This window comes from Buttiauxella gaviniae, assembly GCF_040786275.1.
GTDB lineage: Bacteria > Pseudomonadota > Gammaproteobacteria > Enterobacterales > Enterobacteriaceae > Buttiauxella > Buttiauxella gaviniae_A.
The window spans coordinates 1,833,805-1,852,409 of record NZ_JBFMVT010000002.1; the positions used below are offsets into that span (position 1 = coordinate 1,833,805).

Below are 18,605 nucleotides of genomic sequence, written 5' to 3' on the forward strand. Positions count from 1 at the left end.
TCACACCCAGAAAATCACCGCCAGCAGTTGCGGCGTGATAATGCGTAAGAACATCACCAGCGGATAAACCGTCGCGTATGAAAGCGCTGCGGCACCGCTTGTGGCGTGCAAACCATTAGCGAAGGCGAGTGCCGGTGGATCGGTCATCGAACCGGCCAGCATGCCGCACAGCGTCAGGTAGTTCATTCTGGCGAGCAGTCTTGCCAACAGCGCCGTCACCAGCAGAGGAATGCCGGTAATCAGGATCCCGTAACCAATCCAGCTAACCCCGTCGCCATGCAGTAAAGTGCCAACAAAATCACCGCCAGATTTAAGGCCGACAACCGCCAGGAACAGCACAATTCCCAGCTCGCGCAGCGCGAGGTTAGCGCTCGGCGGCATAAACCAGTACAGCGTACCGATGCTGCCAATTCGCCCAAGAATTATCGCCATTATGAGCGGCCCGCCAGCCAACCCAAGGCGCAATGCGACCGGGAACCCCGGAATGAAAAGTGGAATCGACCCCAGCAACACACCCAGCCCGATACCAATAAACACCGGAAGCATTTGCACCTGCTGAAGTTTTTGTTGCGCGTTACCCACTTCCGCCGCAACGGCTTCAATTGATTCAGGGCGGCCAACCAGATTCAAAATGTCCCCAAATTGCAGACTGGCATTGCTGCTGGCAACCAGTTCGACACCCGCGCGATTCAGGCGCGAGATCACCACGTCATATTTTTGCTTGAAATGCAGATCGCGGATTTTCTTGCCGAGCACTTTCTCGTTGGTCACCACCACGCGTTCGACGCGCAAATCGGTGCCGCGAGTAGAAAGCGAAGTTTCAACTTGCTGACCGATCACCAGCAGCGCGGAATGCAGATCTTTTTCCTGGCCCACCAGGTGCAGCAAATCTCCGGTTTGAATCACAGTGCCGGGTGCGGGCACCATAAGCAATTCACCGCGTTTCAGACGCGAACAAATAAGGGTATCGCTGTTGAGGACCGGCACATCCTGAATAGGCAAGCCGTTGAGGTTGGGGTTGGCGACACAGATATTCATGGTATGAAGCTGGGCGTGATGCTGGCCAGAGCGGCTATCAAAGTGTTTCGCTTCCTGGTTGACGTTAATGCGAAACACCAGGCGAATCAGCCACATGGTAAGCAGTATTCCGCAAATTCCGAAGGGATACGCCATCGCATAGCTCATCCCCATTTTGTCGACTAATTCTGACGGCGTGCCAAGATCCGTGAGAATTTGTTGGCCCGCACCCAATGCCGGGGTATTGGTCACCGCCCCCGAGAAAACGCCCAGCACCACGGGCAGAGGGACATCGAAAATTTTGTGAATAACAGCGGTCACCAGCGCGCCGATTGCCACAATCAAGAGCGCAAAGAGATTGAGCCGCAAGCCGGAAACACGTAATGAAGAGAAGAAGCCAGGCCCCACCTGAATCCCAATGGTGTAGACGAACAGGATCAGGCCAAATTCCTGAATAAAATGGAGCATATCGCCGTTCAGGCTAACACCGGCCTGATTGACGAAGTGGCCGACGATAATACCGCCGAATAACACACCACCGATACCAAAGCCGACCCCGCGAATTTTAATGTTGCCAATCCACAAGCCGACGACCGCGACCAATGCCAACATGCTGACGGTTAACGCTATTCCACTCATCGAAAAATCCCTGTGAATAACATTATTGTTATCAGGGATTCTGGCAGAGAGAAGCGGGCTTTAATGGGGGATAGAGCACAAAAAAGGCCCCATAAAATGGGGCCTAAAAAGGAGTAGCGACAATTAGCTATTGAGCGCCGGGCGCTCGCTGATAGCGATGCGTTTCGGTGCGATCGCTTCAGGAATTTCACGGACCAGGTCGATGTGCAGCAGGCCGTTGGTAAAGGTCGCGCCAGAGACTTTCATGTATTCCGCAAGGGTGAAGCTCAGGTTAAATGGCTGAGTCACTAACCCTTGATGTAACCAGGTGGTCTCTTTCTCTGGTTTGACCGGCGTCCCTTTCACATGCAGACGCGTCCCTTCCAGTTCAATCTCAAGATCTTCCTGACGGAACCCTGCCAGCGCAAGCGTAATGCGGTAGTGGTTATCATCGCCTTTTTCAATGTTATAAGGCGGGAATGACTGGCCTTCGTTGCTGGTTTGTAAGGCATTAGCCAGTTTGTCAAAACCGATCCATTGACGCAGCAGAGGTGATAAATCGTAGTTACGCATAAGTTTTCTCCTTCTTTGAAGCGAGTTAAGTCTTACCAGTATGCGAACTGGTATTGGCTCCCTGTCGGCAAGCCAGCCTTTTTGATTGGGCCGCTTATGCGACCCGCAGAATTAGTTGATTTCGATACGGCGTGGTTTCATCGCTTCTGGAATCACGCGCTCCAGATCGATATACAGCAGGCCGTTTACCAGGTTAGCGCCACGGATGTGGATGTTTTCAGCTAACTGGAATTTGCGTTCGAAGTTGCGCTCGGCAATCCCCTGATAGAGATAAGTGCGCTCTGGCTGTGGATCTGCATGTGCGCCTTTCACAACCAGCAGGTTATCCTGGGCGGTGATTTCCAGTTCGCTTTCCGCGAAACCGGCCACAGCTATGGCAATGCGATAGTTGTTTTCGTCAACCAATTCAACATTGTATGGAGGATAGCCCCCGTTGCCCTGACTCTGGTTGTTTTCCAGCAGGTTAAACAGACGGTCAAAACCAATAGCAGAACGATAAAGTGGGGATAAATCGAAATTACGCATAAATTAAAACTCCTGATAATCAGCGAGAATCAAACATTACCTTCCATCATGGACAGGCATCTAAAACGAAGTACCCTTGCGGCGTACTTCTTCGGGCTACATTCCTAAAATCGGTCCAGTTTCACGCTTTTCAAGGCCACAAAAGGAAATTTTTTGCGGCTTTCGCTGTCAGTACATAGACTCTGTTGAGAGTAAACAGGATTAATCTGCGATAGCCGCCACAGAGTGGCATGGCAAGTACGTTATCTTTATTCTCTGCGTGGGTGATGTAACCCAGCGCAACCAGGCCAGAACGGTCCCCTAACAACGAAAAATAGTGATAATGAAAAGCTATATTCCAACAATAATTCTGGGAAGCGGACTACTGACGATGAGTGGATGCTCAAGCGTCATGACTCACACAGGTGGGCAAGAGGGGTACTACCCCGGCACTCGCGCAAGCTACGAAATGCTAACTGATGGCAACACAAGCTGGGGATATAAACCGTTTGTCGCGCTGGATATGCCTTTTACAGCAGCGATGGATACCTTGCTGCTGCCGTGGGATATGTTCCGTGAAGATAAATCCGTGAAATCACGGGTAGAAGCCAGCGAGAGTAAGAATCTTGCGACCAATTCTGTCATCCCGCCGGTTCAATAATTACTGTCCTGTTTCCGTCGTAAATAACTGACGGAATCCGTCAACATCCTGCATCCAGGCGATCTGTTTTCCGTCTGGTGAAAACACCACGGCATCCGCAGAAGGCGCATCCATCGCCGGTGGCGTAAGTGGTGTAATTGCCCCACTGTTCACCTCACACATCACAATCTGGTTATTGAACACAAAGCCCAGGGCTTGCCCCGCAGGATGCCAGCTAAACGCCGACTGAATATCCGTTTCCCCATGAGTAAGCTGGAGCGGTGCGCCACCGTTGGGTGAAAGCAGATACATTTGCACGACGCCTGAATCGTCGCGCATCAAAAATGCCAGTTGGCTGCCGTCCGGGCTGCTGCGTACCCAATGCCGGGGCTGCGTCGTTAAGCCGGGATAGCGGCGCTGATGAGTAAACGTGAGGCGCCGTTGTTTGACGCCAGCGGGCGGCGCAGGCAACGAAGTAGTGGTTCCTTCAATGGGCTCATCACCCGCATGGAAATAAGATTCTTTGTTATCCGGCAAATCGACAATAAACAGCTCCGGCACTTTATCTCCGGTGACTGAAAGCGTATCGCCGATAAACGCCAACGCCCAGCGCTGCTGGCTGCCATCAGGTTTGCGATAGCCGTTATGCCCCACCCAACCTTCTTCATAGGCACGATTAATTTCGTCACCGCCCGGCTTTGGCGTTGGCGTGGTGCGGCTGACCAGCACGCAATAATGGCTACCGTCGTATTCACGAGGATGTTGTTTCTGAGGCGTCACCGATCCATAAGGCAGCGCAATGCCGACGTTACGCAAATCTTTCGCCGCATCATATTCATGCATGACGTGATCGTTATAGGTAAAGCTCAGGCGAGTACCGTCCGGGCTCCAGACATGCACATGGCTGCCGCCGCGTAATGCGCCTTTGGTGAACGGCGGGGTGATATCCATCGCATCGAGATTGGTTGCCGTGCCGTTTTCAACCACCACGCCACGGCGGTGATGAAAATCGTACTGCCAGTCAGAATCAGGGTTTTCCGGGCCGTGAATAAACACGTAGCGTTCCGGTGGCTGCGGATTCACCGTAACCACGCCCACATGCGCACCTTGTGAAGCCCGATAGACAACCTCAACTTCGCCGGTATGCACATTCACGCGCTCAATGGTTTCGCTGGTAAACGACGCGCCGGAAGGACGCACGTCAAACACCAGCCACTGGCTGTCTGGGGTCCAGGTATGGGTGTTGGTGAGTTGATGGTGGCGAGGTGCAAAAGTGAGTTGTTTGGACATGGTTTTACCCTGAGACATTGGACGCCTCAGGGTAAATCATTGCCGGTTTTTATCCCACCCTTTCTACTTTACCCACCAGCAGGATGTAAGAAAGTGCGCCAATTAAGGCTACCGCCGCAATGTAGACCAGCGCCGGAGCAAAGCCATATCCCTGCGCCAGATAACCAATGACCAGCGGAACCGTAATGCCGCCCAGACCCCCTGCAAAGTTAAACACCCCACCCGTCAGGCCAATCAAACGCATCGGCGCAAGGGAAGAAACCAGGGACCAGGTAATAGATGCGAATCCGTTCCCGAAGAAGGCGATAGCCATCAGCGTCATAATCCACACCGGATCGTTGGTGTAGTTCGCGCCCATAATGCAGGTGGAAAGCAGCAGGCCGCAGATGATCGGCGTTTTACGCGCGATACCCAGCGAATAGCCTTTACGCACCAGGCGATCGGCAACCCAGCCCGAAAGCAGCACGCCCACAAATGCCGCCAGGAAGGGCACCGTTGTCATAAATCCTGCTTTCAGCGCGGTGATACCTTTTTCTTGCGTCAGATAGTTCGGGAACCAGGTGAGGAAGAACCACAGGGTGGAAGCCACCGCGAACTGGCCGATATACATTCCCACCAGCTTACGGTTAAACACCAGTTTCCAGTCGGCAGCGGTCAGCGGAACGCGGGTTTTTTTGGTGACCTGGGCATCGCCATCCACCAGCCCCCCACCGTCACGAATATGCTCAAGCTCAGCCTGGTTAATGCCTTTGCTGGTGCGCGGCGGCTGGTAAACTTTAATCCAGATAAGCGACCAGACGATGCCAATAGCGCCGGTGATAATAAATACCCAGTGCCAGCTCAGTATTTCCTGAATCCAGATAAGCAGCGGGGTCAGAAATGCCAGGCCAACAAACTGGCCGGAGGTATAAAAACCTACGGCGGAAGCACGTTCACTTTCCGGGAACCAGCTTGTCACCATACGGTTGTTGGTCGGGAATGCGGGCGCTTCGAAAATACCGGTGATCGCACGCAGGCCAATTAACGACATAAGCCCCGTGGCAAAGCCCTGGAATAACGTCGCCACCGACCAACCGAAAATCGCAATAAAATAGGTCATGCGTGAACCGACGCGGTCAAGGAACCAACCGCCGGGGATCTGGCATATTGTGTACATCCAGGCAAAGGCCGAAAATATATATCCCATTTCGGTTTTGCTAATACCAAACTCTTCCTGAATATGCGCCGATGCCACAGCCAGGTTTGCACGATCGACATAACAAATAACAACCGTTATGAATATCATAATTAATGTCACATAACGGCGACGTGTAGGTTTTGTAGCGGTTACAGAAATATCCATAACATCTGTCTCCAAAATTAGGGCATGGGAATATCTATCACCATGCCCGGTTTAATACAGAGGGGGTTAAGATTTTTAAATCTATTATGTAGTTATTGTCTAATTACCAAAATTATTCATGTCGCAGGAAGGCGGCCAGGGAGCTTATCTCGATGAGCTTACTAAGGTAAGTGATTCGGGTAAGTGAGTGCAGCCAACACCCCTGTGGCTTGAATAATGAAGGGAATTTACCATTCAGCGACTGCGCCGTCCGGATACCGCCACAATGGATTGCGCCAGTCGGTGACATTTTTACTTCTGGCAATAACCTGCTCTTCATCAATATCAACGCCAAGGCCTGGCTTCATTAATGGCATAAAGTGGCCGCCATCCATTTTGAAGTCCTCTTTGTTTTTAACGAAGTCGAGTAGTTCAGCGCCTTTATTGTAATGAATGCCCATACTCTGCTCCTGGAATACCGCATTGCGGGAAACAAAGTCGATGTGCAAACACGCGGCAAGCGCGATTGGCCCCAATGGGCAGTGCGGTGCCAGCGAAACGTCGTACGCTTCCGCCATGCCAGAGATTTTGAAGCATTCGGTGATGCCGCCCGCATGGGAAAGATCGGGTTGCAGAATAGCCAGGCCACCGGCTTCCAGCACGCGTTTAAACTCGAAGCGCGAGAACATACGCTCGCCGGCAGCGATAGGAATATGCGTTTGCGCCGCCAGGCGCGGATAATATTCAGCTTGCTCAGCCAGAACCGGCTCTTCAATAAACAGCGGGCGGTATTGCTCCAGCTCTTTAATTAATACTTTCGCCATTGGCGCGCTCACGCGACCGTGGAAATCCAGGCCAAATTCAATTTCATTCCCGAAGGCTTCACGAATTTGCGCCACGGTATTAACGGCATCATCAATTTTACGGGAATTATCAATAATGCCCATTTCTTCGCAGCCATTTAATTTAAAGGTATCAAAGCCTATTTTCCGCAACGCGGTAATACCTTCAATAACATCGGCAGGGCGATCGCCACCGACCCAGCTATACGCTTTAATTTTATCGCGCACCTGGCCGCCTAATAATTGCCAGACAGGGGCATTTAAGACTTTGCCTTTAATATCCCACAAGGCCTGGTCGATACCGGCAATGGCGCTCATTAAAATTGGGCCGCCGCGATAAAACCCTCCGCGATACATTACTTGCCATAAATCGTTAATACGTGCGGGATCTTGCCCGATTAACATTTCACCTAATTCATGAACCGCCGCTTCAACGCTTTTTGCTCGCCCTTCAATAACCGGTTCGCCCCAGCCCACCACACCTTCATCCGTTTCAATTTTCAGGAACATCCAGCGCGGGGGTAAACGGTAAGTGGTTAATTTTGTAATTTTCATGATTGCACAGCCTCCTCGTATGCTTTTACAAATGCTTTTGCTTTTTCAGCGGTGACGGCAACGGACTGACCCGCTCGATATAAATCGCTGCCAAGACCCGCACCGGCACAGCCTGCGCTCAGCCAGAGAGACAGGTTTTCAGGCGTTACGCCGCCCACGGCAAAAACAGGCACTTCTGGCGGCAGCACCGCTTTCAGCGCTTTGATGTAATCAGGCCCGAAGGAGGATGAAGGGAAGATTTTCAGCGTTTGTGCGCCCGCATCCAGCGCATTAAACGCTTCCGAGGCTGTGGAACAGCCTGCGCACACCGTCATTCCGTGGCTGACTGCACGGCGAATAACACTCGGTTGGGTATTTGGCGTCACCACCAGTTTGCCGCCCATTGCGGCCAGTTCGTCAACCTGATCGGGCTTCAAAACGGTGCCTGCGCCAATCAACGCGCGATGACCAAATTCTGCCACCATCGCTGCAATGCTTTGCTGCCAGTTCGGCGAATTCATCGGGATTTCTATCGCGTCGAATCCCGCATCCAGCAACGCCACAACGTGCGAGCGAACGTCGTCTGGGGTGATACCGCGCAAAATCGCGATGAGCGGAAGTTTAGTTTGCCACTGCATTTGCAATACTCCTTATTCCTGCCTGGAATGCATTGTCGCCATCCAGCACTTTCGCCTGGTAACCCAACAACTCAAGCGCGTGGATATAACGCTGGCTCAAAGAGGGATTGGCAACAATGGTGATAGGTTGTTGACGGCTCGGTGCGTAGTGGCGAGTCATCGCCGCCGCTTCGTTACCAATCAACAATCCGGATAGAAATTCGCTGACTTCGCTACGCGGTAGTTCGCCCAATACGTGGGCCGCGCGTATTTCGAAAAGGCGCGGCAACAAAGCGCCGTCGTTGATACCGCGCTTCAACCCGGCTAGAAATGCGTCATGGCTGGTTTGTTGTTCAGGCAGGCCCGCGCCAATTAAGGAGTGATTGAGCAAGATATGATGCAGTTCACCGGTCATCACCGTGCGGAAATCCTGCACCGTGTCGTTATCCGCATGAACCCATTTGCAGTGTGTACCCGGCATAATGTAGAGCGAGGCCGGGCCGAGAGTTGTCGCGCCAAGAAGCTGTGTTTCTTCGCCGCGCATCACGTTGCAGTTATCTTCACTTTGCACGCTCAGGCCAGGGATAATCCAGACGTTATCCAGCACCGGCGTGAGCTGTTGGCTTAAATCAGAAAAACGAGCCGGACACGGCAGATAGGGGGCAATTTTCCAGCCCGCGTTACTGCCCACCATTCCGGCCATCAAAACCGGCGTGTTTTTTTCACGCCAGCCCTGAGTGACTTCATCGAACACCGCTTCTGGAGTTTTACCGTTCAGGCGCGTAACGCCTGCTGTGGTCTGGCGACTATCAATGCAAATTCCGTCCTGGTAATGCCAGGCGCGGAGGTTAGTCGACCCCCAATCAATAGCGATGTAGCGTGATGTCATGTGATTTCCTTTAGTCGTCTGGTGGAGCTGGCAATCATTGCCAGCGCGGCTTTTTCCGCAGCCTGGCTATCCTGATGGCGAATGGCATCGAACAGCATTTTGTGTTCCTGAAGCGTTCGCGGCATGTTGGCTTCATCGCCCATCCAGGTGCGTTCAAAAACGGCACGCTGGAGTGAACTGATGGCAATGCTTAACTGCTGTAAAACCGGGTTATGTACGGATTCCAATACCGCTTCGTGGTAGCGAATATCCGCTTCATTAAACGCATCCCGATCCTGATTATTTGCCACCATGTCGTTAAGTGCGCCTTCGATACGCGCCAGATCGCTGGAGGTGGCGCGTTCTGCCGCCCAGCGGGCAATCGCAGGCTCGACCAGGTTTCGCACTTCGCTCATGGCGCTAATCAGGCGCGGGTCATAGTCGTTTTCCAGCACCCACTGCAGCACGTCGGTATCAAGGTAATTCCACTGATTGCGTGGCTGCACAAAAGCACCGCGATAACGTTTCATTTCGACTAACCGCTTCGCCATCAAAGAACGAAAAACTTCGCGGATAATATTGCGTGAGGTTTCGAACTCCTCGCAAAGTTCGGCTTCTGACGGCAGTGCCGCACCCGGTGCGTACTTCCCGCCGATAATTTGTTTACCCAGCGTCACGATAATGCGATCGGTCTTAGTCATGGTTTGCCCTGTTCAAATTCAGTAGTAACCACACTTTACCGTGGGCGCTGAAAAACACCGCTACTTTGAAGTACAAATGTGAAGTACATAGCCCTCTACATGTGCACAATGTAGTACAAACATATTATGTTGTACTACAATCCAGATCACAAAACAGACAGCCCACAAAAATGAAAGCAAAAAAAACCCTGACGTAATCGGTCAGGGTTGTGTCGTGTCAAAGACATCTCAGTTCAAAACAAACTTCTCTATCGCGTACGCCACACCATCCTCAAGATTCGATTTAGTAACGAAGTTACTGACTTCTTTCACTTTATCGATGGCATTTTCCATAGCAACACCGATCCCTGCGTATTCCAGCATCGCAATATCATTTTCCTGATCGCCAAGCGTCATCACTTCCTCTTGCTTGATACCGAGGGACTCTGCCAGGGCTTTCACGCCGGTGCCTTTGTTGACGCGCTTGTCGAGTATCTCAAGGAAATAAGGTGAGCTTTTCAGCAAGGTATAACGCTCATACACATCGTCAGGAATTTTAGCGATCGCTTTATCCAGAATCGCAGGCTCATCAATCATCATCACTTTCAGGTATGCGCCATTTTTATCCATGTTTTCTGGCTCGCTGAACACCAGCGGGATATTGGCGATAAAGGATTCATGAACGGTGTAGTAGCTGATGTCGCGGTTCGCGGTGTACAGCGTGTGGCGATCCAGCGCATGGAAGTGAGAACCCACATCACGGGAGAGCTGTTCCAGGAAACGATAGTCATCGTAATTAAGTGCGGTTTGCGCCACGGTGCTGCCGTCACCTGCCTTCTGCACCAGCGCACCGTTATAGGTGATGCAATAATCGTTTGGCTTATCCATATGCAGCTCTCTGAGATAGCTCTCAACACCTGCAAAAGGGCGCCCGGTACACAAAACAACGTTAACGCCGCGTTCACGCGCGCTGGCGATGGCAGCTTTAACGGCTGGAGAAATGGTGTGGTCTGGCAGCAACAATGTGCCGTCCATATCAATAGCAATGAGTTTTATAGGCATAGGATTTTCTGAGGTAGTGAGTTTATCCCATGCTAACGCGATTAAGCTCGCAAAAATAGCGCTACGTTTCGCGTGAAAAAGGTCCGTTTTAGCCGTAAAAAAACGCCACCCGGAACCGCAAATAAAAAGCGTGAGTGGCGTTTTTTAGCTATCTGAAAAATTTATCCTTCAGCATATGGAAGCCTTTGGTCAGCAAATCTTCATCGTGAGCAACTTCACCTGCTGGCGATAAGGTATCGACTATTTTCGGAAACTGCTCGGCCAGCAGTTGTGATGCGCTTCCTACATCTATTCCGAGTTTATCAGCCAGTCCGCTGATTGCTGGTATGCCCAGCACCTCTTGTACTTGCTCAGGGCTAACGCTTTGATTATGCGCGCCGCTCAGCCACGAGGTAACGACATCAGAGAAACCTTTTTCTCGAAACTGTTCAAGAATGGCCTGAATGCCGCCCTGTTCATTAATCCACGTAAGGATGACTTTGAATTTACCTGCATCGCCACCCCCCATCATGCCAGTAACTTGATCGAATAAACCCATGACCGTGTCCTCTTGCAATCACGAAGTGTGCATTAGAAGTGTAGTCTCAAAGGGGTTTTAGCGCGGAAAAATAAGGGAGAGCAAGGAGGATTGCTGGTGAGCAGACGCCCACCAGCAGGGACTGACTTAGATATCGATGTTTGCCGCTTTCAGGGCGTTTTCTTCTATAAAGGCACGACGTGGTTCAACCGCATCGCCCATCAGGGTGGTGAACAGCTGATCGGCGGCAATCGCGTCTTTAACGGTAACGCGCAGCATACGACGGCTTTGCGGATCCATTGTGGTTTCCCACAGCTGATCCGGGTTCATTTCGCCCAAACCTTTGTAACGCTGAATAGAGAGGCCACGACGGGATTCTTTACCCAGCCATTCCAGCGCCTGCTCGAAGCTGGCGACTGGCTGTTGGCGCTCGCCACGTTCGATGAATGCATCTTCTTCGATAAGACCGCGCAGTTTCTCGCCCAGCGTGCACAGACGACGGTATTCACCGCCAACGATAAACTCTTGCTCCAACGGATAGTCAGTATCCACACCGTGGGTACGCACACGAATCACCGGCTCAAAAAGATTCAGTTCACGGTTATGACGAACCAGGGAGTTCCAGGTGCTGCCGTGCTGTTCGTTTTCGTTAAGCGCTGTTACCAGAGCAGAAACCCAGGATGTCACTTTGCTTTCGTCAACCAAATCGGCATCAGCAAGCGTTGGGTGATAAACCAGATTGTTCAGCAGGTTGCGCGGGTAACGGCGCTCCATGCGGCCAATCATTTTCTGGCAAGCTTTAAACTCAGACACCAGTTTTTCCAGCGCTTCGCCTGCAAGAGCTGGGGCGTGGGCATTGGTGTGAAGCGTAGCGCCATCCAGCGCGATTGCGATCTGGTATTGATCCATCGCTTCATCATCTTTGATGTACTGCTCTTGCTTGCCTTTCTTCACTTTGTACAGCGGCGGCTGGGCGATATACACATGGCCACGCTCAACGATTTCAGGCATCTGACGATAGAAGAAGGTCAGCAGCAGGGTACGAATGTGCGAGCCGTCGACGTCCGCATCCGTCATGATGATGATGCTGTGGTAACGCAGTTTGTCCGGGTTGTATTCGTCACGGCCAATGCCGCAGCCCAACGCGGTAATCAGCGTGGCAACTTCCTGAGAGGCGAGCATTTTGTCAAAGCGCGCTTTCTCAACGTTCAGAATTTTACCTTTCAGCGGCAGGATCGCCTGGTTCTTACGGTTACGCCCCTGTTTTGCAGAGCCGCCCGCAGAGTCCCCTTCTACAAGGTACAGTTCGGAGTGAGCCGGGTCGCGTTCCTGGCAATCAGCCAGTTTGCCAGGCAAACCTGCTAAGTCCAGCGCGCCTTTACGACGGGTCATTTCACGTGCGCGACGGGCAGCTTCACGTGCGCGAGCCGCATCAATGATTTTGCCGACAACGATTTTCGCGTCAGACGGGTTTTCCAGCAGGTATTCAGCCAGCAGTTCGTTCATCTGCTGCTCAACCGCGGATTTCACTTCTGAAGAGACCAGTTTGTCTTTGGTCTGAGAAGAGAATTTTGGATCGGGAACTTTTACAGAAACCACAGCAATCAGGCCTTCACGGGCATCGTCACCGGTGGCGCTGACTTTCGCTTTTTTGCTGTAGCCTTCTTTATCCATGTACGCGTTCAGAGTACGCGTCATCGCGGCGCGGAAACCGGCCAGATGAGTACCACCGTCGCGCTGTGGGATGTTGTTGGTAAAGCAGTAGATGTTTTCCTGGAAACCGTCGTTCCACTGCAACGCCACTTCCACGCCAATGCCGTCTTTTTCAGTGCTGAAATAGAACACGGTTGGGTGAATAGGGGTTTTGTTTTTGTTGAGGTACTCAACAAACGCGCGGATACCACCTTCGTAGTGGAAGTGGTCCTGGCGACCATCACGCTTGTCGATCAGGCGGATAGAGACACCGGAGTTCAGGAATGACAGTTCACGCAGGCGTTTTGCCAGGATGTCATATTCGAACTCAATCACGTTGGTGAAGGTTTCGTGGCTTGGCCAGAAACGAACTTGCGTACCGGTCGCGTCAGTTTCACCCGTTACAGCCAGAGGCGCCTGCGGCACACCGTGGATGTAAGTTTGCTGATGGGTTTTACCTTCGCGGCGAATCAGCAGTTCCAGCTTCTGGGAAAGGGCGTTAACAACCGAAACCCCTACGCCGTGCAGGCCGCCAGAAACTTTATACGAGTTGTCATCGAACTTACCGCCGGCGTGAAGCACGGTCATGATAACTTCGGCAGCAGACACCCCTTCTTCCGGGTGAATACCGGTAGGAATACCACGGCCATCATCGGTGACTGAAACAGAGTTATCCGCATGGATGGTGACAACGATGTCTTTACAGTGACCGGCAAGTGCTTCGTCGATAGCGTTATCTACGACCTCAAATACCATGTGGTGCAGACCGGTGCCGTCGTCCGTATCGCCGATATACATTCCCGGGCGCTTACGTACCGCATCCAGCCCTTTAAGGACTTTGATACTGGAGGAGTCATAAGAATTCGACATCAACGTTTCTCGCTCAATTATTCTTGGGTTAATCCGTTATTTTACCCTGATCCACGGCGAACATCTTCGAATTTTTGTCCGCCATATCCATCACATGTTCTGCGCTTATCGCACTGACAAAAACCTGTGATTCCGTCGCCTTTAACCGGCTGGCTAATAGACCACGACGTGCATCATCTAGTTCAGAGGCAAAATCATCTATCAGATACAGGCAACGCCGCCCGTTCTGTCGGGTGAGAAACTCACCCTGCGCCAGTCGTAAGGCGCACATCAGTAATTTAAGCTGCCCGCGCGACAATGTATCTTCTACCGGCGCACCGTCTGCACGGATCCTGAAATCCGCTTTGTGAGGGCCGTGAGCGGTGTAGGTCAGCATTCGATCGCGCTCGAAATTGCGTTCCAGTAGCTCGCCATAATCACTCTCTTTTTCCCAGCCGCGCTGGAAAGAGAAGTTAAGCGAGAACTCAGGTAGAAACTGCGCGCAGGTATCAGCCATATCATCGGCAATGGCTGCGCTGTACTCGGCACGCCAGCGGCTAATTTGCTCCGCTAGTGGGATAAGTTCTTGATCCCATGGCCGCAGTTGCGCATAGCGCGTTACCTGTCGCAACGCAGCGTTACGTTGCTTGAGCAGGCGCTTGAGATTGCTCCAGGCGACAAAAAATCCTGGTTCGTTGTGGAAACATCCCCAATCGAGGAAAGCTCTACGGTATTTAGGGCCACCGTTAAGCAAGGTAAAACCCTCGGGGGTGATGAGTTGCATGGGCATCAATAGGGCAAGTTCAGCCACTTTGTGGCCGTCGCTGCCGTCAATGCGCACTTTGCTATCGCCTGCGCGGTCTTTGGTCAGGCCAACTGCGGTTTCCCGCTCGCCGTTCTGTATGCGCCCGTGCAGGACAAAGGATGCTTGTTCATGACGAATCACGCGCTCTATTTTCAGACTACGGAAAGCGCGCCCGTGCCCGAGGGTGTAAATCGCCTCTAACACGCTGGTCTTGCCACTTCCGTTGGCTCCTACCAGGAAATTAAACCCCGGAGAGAGAGCCAAATCCGCATTTTCGATATTACGAAAGTCTTTAATCAATAAACGCGAGAGCGACATCTACAGTCTCATTGGCATTACGACATAGGCCGCAGCCTGAGACGCTGCATCTTCAATCTGCACACTGGAAACGGAGTCGGTCAGCAAAATGCGCACGTTCTCGCATTTCAGCGCATTCAACACGTCCAGCACGTAGCTGACGTTGAAGCCAATTTCCATATCTGTGCCGTCGTAGGTAACGTCCAGAATCTCTTCGGCTTCTTCCTGTTCCGGGTTGTTAGCCGTGATCTTCAACTGATTGGCGATGACTTGCAGACGAACACCGCGGAACTTCTCGTTCGACAAAATAGCCGCACGTGAAAACGCCTGTTTCAGCAAATCACAACTGGCATCGAGATGTTTGTCCGGATTCTTCGGCAATACGCGGCGATAATCCGGGAAACGGCCATCAACCAGCTTAGAGGTGAAGATAAAGTCACCAACGTGCGCACGAATATTGTTGCTGCCAATCTGGATACGCAGCGGTGAATCACCACCGTCCAGCATACGCATCAGCTCAATCACGCCTTTACGCGGCACGATCACCGAATGGTTAGGCAAAGACTGACCGACCGGCATGGAACATACCGCCAGGCGGTGACCATCGGTCGCCACGGTGCGCAGCTCTTCGCCTTCGGTTTCAAACAGCATGCCGTTCAGATAGTAGCGAACGTCCTGATGCGCCATAGAAAACTGCGTGGCTTCGATCAGGCGTTTCATAGTCGCCTGTGGGAGCGTGAATTCTACTTCACTCTGCCAGTCGTCCAGGTTCGGGAAATCTGCCGCTGGAAGCGTAGAGAGCGAGAAACGGCTGCGCCCAGAGCGCACTAGCATGCGGTCGCCCTCAAGCGTCACGGCGATTTCCGCGCCTTCCGGCAAACCACGACAGATGTCGAAAAATTTACGCGCAGGCACCGTAGTCGCACCCGGCTCATGCGGCTGCACCAATGCAACGCGCGCCACCATCTCCATTTCCAGGTCGGTGCCTGTTAATGAAAGCGTTCCTTCCGCGACTTGCAACAGCAGGTTGCCGAGAATCGGTAACGTCGGACGGCCACCTAATGGGCCACTCACCTGTTGCAGCGGTTTTAATAAAGTTTCACGTTCAACGGTAAATTTCATAGCGTCACGAAGATAATGTTCTGATTAAGTTGGAGAAATCTTCTTTGATGTCGTGGCTTTCTTCACGCAACTGCTCAATCTTGCGGCAGGCGTGCAGAACCGTAGTATGGTCGCGGCCACCAAAGGCGTCGCCGATTTCTGGCAAGCTATGGTTTGTCAGTTCCTTCGCCAGAGCCATCGCCATTTGACGTGGGCGGGCAACCGAGCGGGAACGACGCTTGGACAACAGGTCAGCAATCTTGATTTTATAATACTCTGCCACCGTCTTCTGAATATTGTCGATGGTGACGAGTTTCTCTTGCAGCGCCAGCAGATCGCGCAGCGCTTCACGCACGAAGTCGATGGTAATCGCCCGGCCAGTAAAGTTGGCGTTGGCGATGACACGGTTCAGTGCCCCTTCAAGCTCACGCACGTTGGAACGTAAACGCTTAGCAATAAAGAAGGCGACTTCACCCGGCAGACGAATGTCGTTCTCGTCTGCTTTTTTCATCAGGATCGCTACGCGCGTTTCTAATTCTGGCGGTTCTATAGCAACGGTTAAACCCCAACCGAAGCGAGATTTCAGACGATCTTCAACACCGTTGATCTCTTTTGGATAACGATCCGAAGTCAGAATGATCTGTTGGTTGCCTTCAAGCAGGGCGTTGAAGGTGTGGAAGAATTCTTCCTGTGAGCGCTCTTTGTTAGCAAAGAATTGAATGTCATCTATGAGCAGCGCATCAACAGAACGGTAGTAACGTTTGAACTCTTCAATGGCGTTATTTTGCAGCGCTTTTACCATGTCCTGCACGAAGCGTTCGGAGTGCATATACACCACTTTCGCATTCGGTTTGCGCGCAATAATGCCGTTGCCAACGGCATGCAACAGGTGAGTTTTACCCAGTCCCGTGCCGCCATAAAGGAATAAAGGGTTATACGCGCCGCCTGGGTTATCCGCCACCTGACGCGCCGCCGCGCGAGCCAGTTGGTTAGACTTACCCTCAACGAAGTTATCGAACGTATGCTTTACGTTGACGTTAGAGCGGTATAGCTGTTCAGCCGGAGCCGGAAGGTTATCCCAGCTTGGGCGATGATGAGTTGTAGGGCGTGCAATGTGCGCAGGGGCAGTAGTAGCAACAGTCTGCTGGCTCAGGACCTGGCTGACCGGTTTGCTGCCCACTTCAAAACGCAGAGCGGGTGCATCATTACCACAAAAATCATTGAGCAGGCCATTGATGTTATTGAGGTATTTGTCTCTCACCCAGTCGAGAACAAAACGGTTTGGCGCATACAAGGCCAGCGTGTTATCGCTAAGTTCCGCCTGTAGGGGGCGTATCCACATACTAAATTCTGTGGCTGGTAACTCATCCTGCAATCGGGCAAGACACTGCTGCCAAAGCGAAAGTGACACGGCGGACTCCACTCGAACAAAGTCGATAAAATGACGAAGACTGAAAGTTTATATTCATGATTGTTGACACACGCCGACTCTTCCTCATCGGAACCCCGGTACGGGAAGCGTGCGAACCGCTATCTGCGGTTTACCCCAGGGTGAACGCTAAAGGATCACGATCGGGACCGCGGATCATAGCCTAAAGTGCGCCAGAGATCTTCTGTTTCTCACAGTTTCTTCCCGATTTATCCACAGGGCTATTTTGTGGAGTGTAAGTGTAAACGATCCTGTCAGACGCGCAGCGCTTTACCTTCCTATATTGGAAAAATTACTGACTAGTGCACAAAATCGACTCATCTGATCTAAGGAAGATCCCTGACGATCCTTGCGCTTTAATGGGGACGCCGTATAATTCCCCACCCGTCGCGTGTCACCACGGCTTTATTTTGGTCAGATCCTGGTCGTTTTTGGGGTCAAAAAGCGAATTAAGGCACGGGAATTAAGGAAAGAGAATTGACTCCGGAGTGTACAATTATTACAATCCGGCCTCTTTAATCAGCCACACTGAGGCGTAAGTCGTTTGCAGTTTATGCAAGGCTTCGCGCTAACCCAGTGAAATTTATCCAAGTTTAGGTAGAAATCGCCATGAAACGCACTTTTCAACCGTCTGTACTGAAGCGCAACCGTTCTCACGGCTTCCGTGCTCGTATGGCAACTAAAAATGGTCGTCAGGTACTGGCACGTCGTCGTGCTAAAGGCCGTTCTCGTCTGACCGTTTCTAAGTAATAAAAGCTAACCCCTGAGTGGTTAAGCTCGCATTTCCCAGGGAGTTACGCTTGTTAACTCCCACTCATTTCACTTTCGTCTTCCAGCAACCTCAACGGGCTGGCACGCCGCAAATCACCATCCTCGGCCGCCTTAATTCGCTGGGGCATCCCCGCATCGGTCTTACAGTCGCTAAGAAAAACGTTAAACGTGCACACGAACGCAATCGGATTAAACGTCTGACGCGTGAGAGTTTCCGTTTGCGTCAGCACGAACTTCCGCCAATGGATTTCGTGGTAGTGGCTAAGAAAGGGGTTGCAGACCTGGATAACCGGGCTTTATCGGAAGCATTGGAAAAGTTATGGCGCCGTCACTGTCGCCTGCATCCCGGCTCCTGATAGGCCTGATTAGGGTCTATCAGCGCCTGATAAGTCCGCTTCTCGGGCCGCATTGTCGTTTTACTCCAACCTGTTCTCACTACGGAATTGAGGCATTGCGCAGGTTTGGGGTACTAAAAGGCAGTTGGTTGACGGTGAAACGCGTATTAAAATGCCACCCTTTGAACCCCGGTGGAGACGATCCCGTCCCACCTGGACCTTTTGATACCAGAGAACACTAAC

General features: G+C 52.0%; 18 protein-coding genes and 1 pseudogene. 4 read left to right on the plus strand and 15 right to left on the minus strand.

Features of this window, described 5'->3' with window-relative positions; translation table 11 throughout:
* The 3 genes from AB1E22_RS09165 to ibpA all read right to left on the minus strand — a co-directional run bounded on the left by AB1E22_RS09165 (position 1) and on the right by ibpA (position 2,733).
* Positions 1-1,656: a putative transporter gene (locus tag AB1E22_RS09165; RefSeq protein WP_367595054.1), complete on the minus strand. Its 1,656-nt coding sequence runs from the start codon at positions 1,654-1,656 to the stop codon at positions 1-3.
* A 123-nt stretch (positions 1,657-1,779) separates the two neighbouring features.
* Positions 1,780-2,208, minus strand: a complete 429-nt coding sequence (gene ibpB, locus AB1E22_RS09170; protein WP_367595055.1) for a small heat shock chaperone IbpB — start codon at positions 2,206-2,208, stop codon at positions 1,780-1,782.
* A 111-nt stretch (positions 2,209-2,319) separates the two neighbouring features.
* Positions 2,320-2,733, minus strand: a complete 414-nt coding sequence (gene ibpA, locus AB1E22_RS09175) for a small heat shock chaperone IbpA (RefSeq protein ID WP_367595056.1) — start codon at positions 2,731-2,733, stop codon at positions 2,320-2,322.
* A gap of 322 nt (positions 2,734-3,055) precedes the next feature.
* Between ibpA and AB1E22_RS09180 the strand changes: the two genes are divergently transcribed.
* On the plus strand, positions 3,056-3,373 hold the full coding sequence (locus AB1E22_RS09180; RefSeq protein ID WP_367595057.1) for a YceK/YidQ family lipoprotein: 318 nt from the start codon (positions 3,056-3,058) through the stop codon (positions 3,371-3,373).
* Here AB1E22_RS09180 and AB1E22_RS09185 read toward each other — a convergent pair whose 3' ends face one another.
* The 12 genes and pseudogenes from AB1E22_RS09185 to dnaA all read right to left on the minus strand — a co-directional run bounded on the left by AB1E22_RS09185 (position 3,374) and on the right by dnaA (position 17,238).
* The gene (locus AB1E22_RS09185; protein ID WP_367595058.1) at positions 3,374-4,642 is read right to left on the minus strand and encodes a DUF3748 domain-containing protein; all 1,269 of its coding nucleotides are present in this window, start codon (positions 4,640-4,642) and stop codon (positions 3,374-3,376) included.
* 49 nt (positions 4,643-4,691) lie between these two features.
* Positions 4,692-5,989 (minus strand): annotated as a pseudogene (locus AB1E22_RS09190) (MFS transporter).
* Between the two features lie 222 nt (positions 5,990-6,211).
* Complete coding sequence (dgoD, locus tag AB1E22_RS09195; protein WP_367595059.1) at positions 6,212-7,360, minus strand: galactonate dehydratase; 1,149 nt, start codon at positions 7,358-7,360, stop codon at positions 6,212-6,214.
* Entirely contained in the window at positions 7,357-7,977 is a 621-nt protein-coding gene (locus AB1E22_RS09200; protein ID WP_367595060.1) for a 2-dehydro-3-deoxy-6-phosphogalactonate aldolase, read from the minus strand. The genes dgoD and AB1E22_RS09200 overlap by 4 nt, the downstream gene beginning before the upstream one ends.
* The gene (locus AB1E22_RS09205; protein ID WP_367595061.1) at positions 7,961-8,845 is read right to left on the minus strand and encodes a 2-dehydro-3-deoxygalactonokinase; all 885 of its coding nucleotides are present in this window, start codon (positions 8,843-8,845) and stop codon (positions 7,961-7,963) included. Before AB1E22_RS09205 ends, AB1E22_RS09200 begins: the two co-directional genes overlap by 17 nt.
* Complete coding sequence (gene dgoR, locus AB1E22_RS09210; RefSeq protein WP_367595062.1) at positions 8,842-9,525, minus strand: D-galactonate utilization transcriptional regulator DgoR; 684 nt, start codon at positions 9,523-9,525, stop codon at positions 8,842-8,844. The genes AB1E22_RS09205 and dgoR overlap by 4 nt, the downstream gene beginning before the upstream one ends.
* 228 nt (positions 9,526-9,753) lie before the next feature.
* Positions 9,754-10,566, minus strand: a complete 813-nt coding sequence (gene yidA / locus AB1E22_RS09215; protein ID WP_367595063.1) for a sugar-phosphatase — start codon at positions 10,564-10,566, stop codon at positions 9,754-9,756.
* Between the two features lie 148 nt (positions 10,567-10,714).
* On the minus strand, positions 10,715-11,104 hold the full coding sequence (locus AB1E22_RS09220; RefSeq protein ID WP_367595064.1) for a YidB family protein: 390 nt from the start codon (positions 11,102-11,104) through the stop codon (positions 10,715-10,717).
* A 126-nt stretch (positions 11,105-11,230) separates the two neighbouring features.
* Positions 11,231-13,645, minus strand: a complete 2,415-nt coding sequence (gene gyrB / locus AB1E22_RS09225) for a DNA topoisomerase (ATP-hydrolyzing) subunit B (protein ID WP_367595065.1) — start codon at positions 13,643-13,645, stop codon at positions 11,231-11,233.
* 28 nt (positions 13,646-13,673) lie between these two features.
* Entirely contained in the window at positions 13,674-14,747 is a 1,074-nt protein-coding gene (recF, locus tag AB1E22_RS09230) for a DNA replication/repair protein RecF (protein ID WP_367595066.1), read from the minus strand.
* The gene (dnaN, locus tag AB1E22_RS09235; protein WP_064514826.1) at positions 14,748-15,848 is read right to left on the minus strand and encodes a DNA polymerase III subunit beta; all 1,101 of its coding nucleotides are present in this window, start codon (positions 15,846-15,848) and stop codon (positions 14,748-14,750) included.
* A 4-nt stretch (positions 15,849-15,852) separates the two neighbouring features.
* Entirely contained in the window at positions 15,853-17,238 is a 1,386-nt protein-coding gene (dnaA, locus tag AB1E22_RS09240; protein ID WP_367595067.1) for a chromosomal replication initiator protein DnaA, read from the minus strand.
* A 627-nt stretch (positions 17,239-17,865) separates the two neighbouring features.
* Between dnaA and rpmH the strand changes: the two genes are divergently transcribed.
* From rpmH to yidD, 3 genes are read left to right on the plus strand one after another with little or no spacing between them, the layout of a single operon-like run.
* Positions 17,866-18,006, plus strand: coding sequence for a 50S ribosomal protein L34 (rpmH, locus tag AB1E22_RS09245; RefSeq protein WP_003849659.1), 141 nt, complete (start codon positions 17,866-17,868; stop codon positions 18,004-18,006).
* 17 nt (positions 18,007-18,023) lie between these two features.
* A complete protein-coding gene (gene rnpA / locus AB1E22_RS09250; RefSeq protein WP_367595068.1) occupies positions 18,024-18,383 on the plus strand; it encodes a ribonuclease P protein component in 360 nt (119 codons plus the stop codon).
* Positions 18,347-18,604: a membrane protein insertion efficiency factor YidD gene (gene yidD / locus AB1E22_RS09255; RefSeq protein WP_367595069.1), complete on the plus strand. Its 258-nt coding sequence runs from the start codon at positions 18,347-18,349 to the stop codon at positions 18,602-18,604. Before rnpA ends, yidD begins: the two co-directional genes overlap by 37 nt.
* Position 18,605: the final 1 nt, after the last annotated feature.

Bases quoted from the DNA above. Each gene is read 5' to 3' on its own strand.
- AB1E22_RS09165 (WP_367595054.1), bottom strand. From the start codon at position 1,656: ATGAGTGGAATAGCGTTAACCGTCAGCATGTTGGCATTGGTCGCGGTC.
- ibpB (WP_367595055.1), bottom strand. From the start codon at position 2,208: ATGCGTAACTACGATTTATCACCTCTGCTGCGTCAATGGATCGGTTTT.
- ibpA (WP_367595056.1), bottom strand. From the start codon at position 2,733: ATGCGTAATTTCGATTTATCCCCACTTTATCGTTCTGCTATTGGTTTT.
- AB1E22_RS09180 (WP_367595057.1), top strand. From the start codon at position 3,056: ATGAAAAGCTATATTCCAACAATAATTCTGGGAAGCGGACTACTGACG.
- AB1E22_RS09185 (WP_367595058.1), bottom strand. From the start codon at position 4,642: ATGTCCAAACAACTCACTTTTGCACCTCGCCACCATCAACTCACCAAC.
- dgoD (WP_367595059.1), bottom strand. From the start codon at position 7,360: ATGAAAATTACAAAATTAACCACTTACCGTTTACCCCCGCGCTGGATG.
- AB1E22_RS09200 (WP_367595060.1), bottom strand. From the start codon at position 7,977: ATGCAGTGGCAAACTAAACTTCCGCTCATCGCGATTTTGCGCGGTATC.
- AB1E22_RS09205 (WP_367595061.1), bottom strand. From the start codon at position 8,845: ATGACATCACGCTACATCGCTATTGATTGGGGGTCGACTAACCTCCGC.
- dgoR (WP_367595062.1), bottom strand. From the start codon at position 9,525: ATGACTAAGACCGATCGCATTATCGTGACGCTGGGTAAACAAATTATC.
- yidA (WP_367595063.1), bottom strand. From the start codon at position 10,566: ATGCCTATAAAACTCATTGCTATTGATATGGACGGCACATTGTTGCTG.
- AB1E22_RS09220 (WP_367595064.1), bottom strand. From the start codon at position 11,104: ATGGGTTTATTCGATCAAGTTACTGGCATGATGGGGGGTGGCGATGCA.
- gyrB (WP_367595065.1), bottom strand. From the start codon at position 13,645: ATGTCGAATTCTTATGACTCCTCCAGTATCAAAGTCCTTAAAGGGCTG.
- recF (WP_367595066.1), bottom strand. From the start codon at position 14,747: ATGTCGCTCTCGCGTTTATTGATTAAAGACTTTCGTAATATCGAAAAT.
- dnaN (WP_064514826.1), bottom strand. From the start codon at position 15,848: ATGAAATTTACCGTTGAACGTGAAACTTTATTAAAACCGCTGCAACAG.
- rpmH (WP_003849659.1), top strand. From the start codon at position 17,866: ATGAAACGCACTTTTCAACCGTCTGTACTGAAGCGCAACCGTTCTCAC.
- yidD (WP_367595069.1), top strand. From the start codon at position 18,347: ATGGCGCCGTCACTGTCGCCTGCATCCCGGCTCCTGATAGGCCTGATT.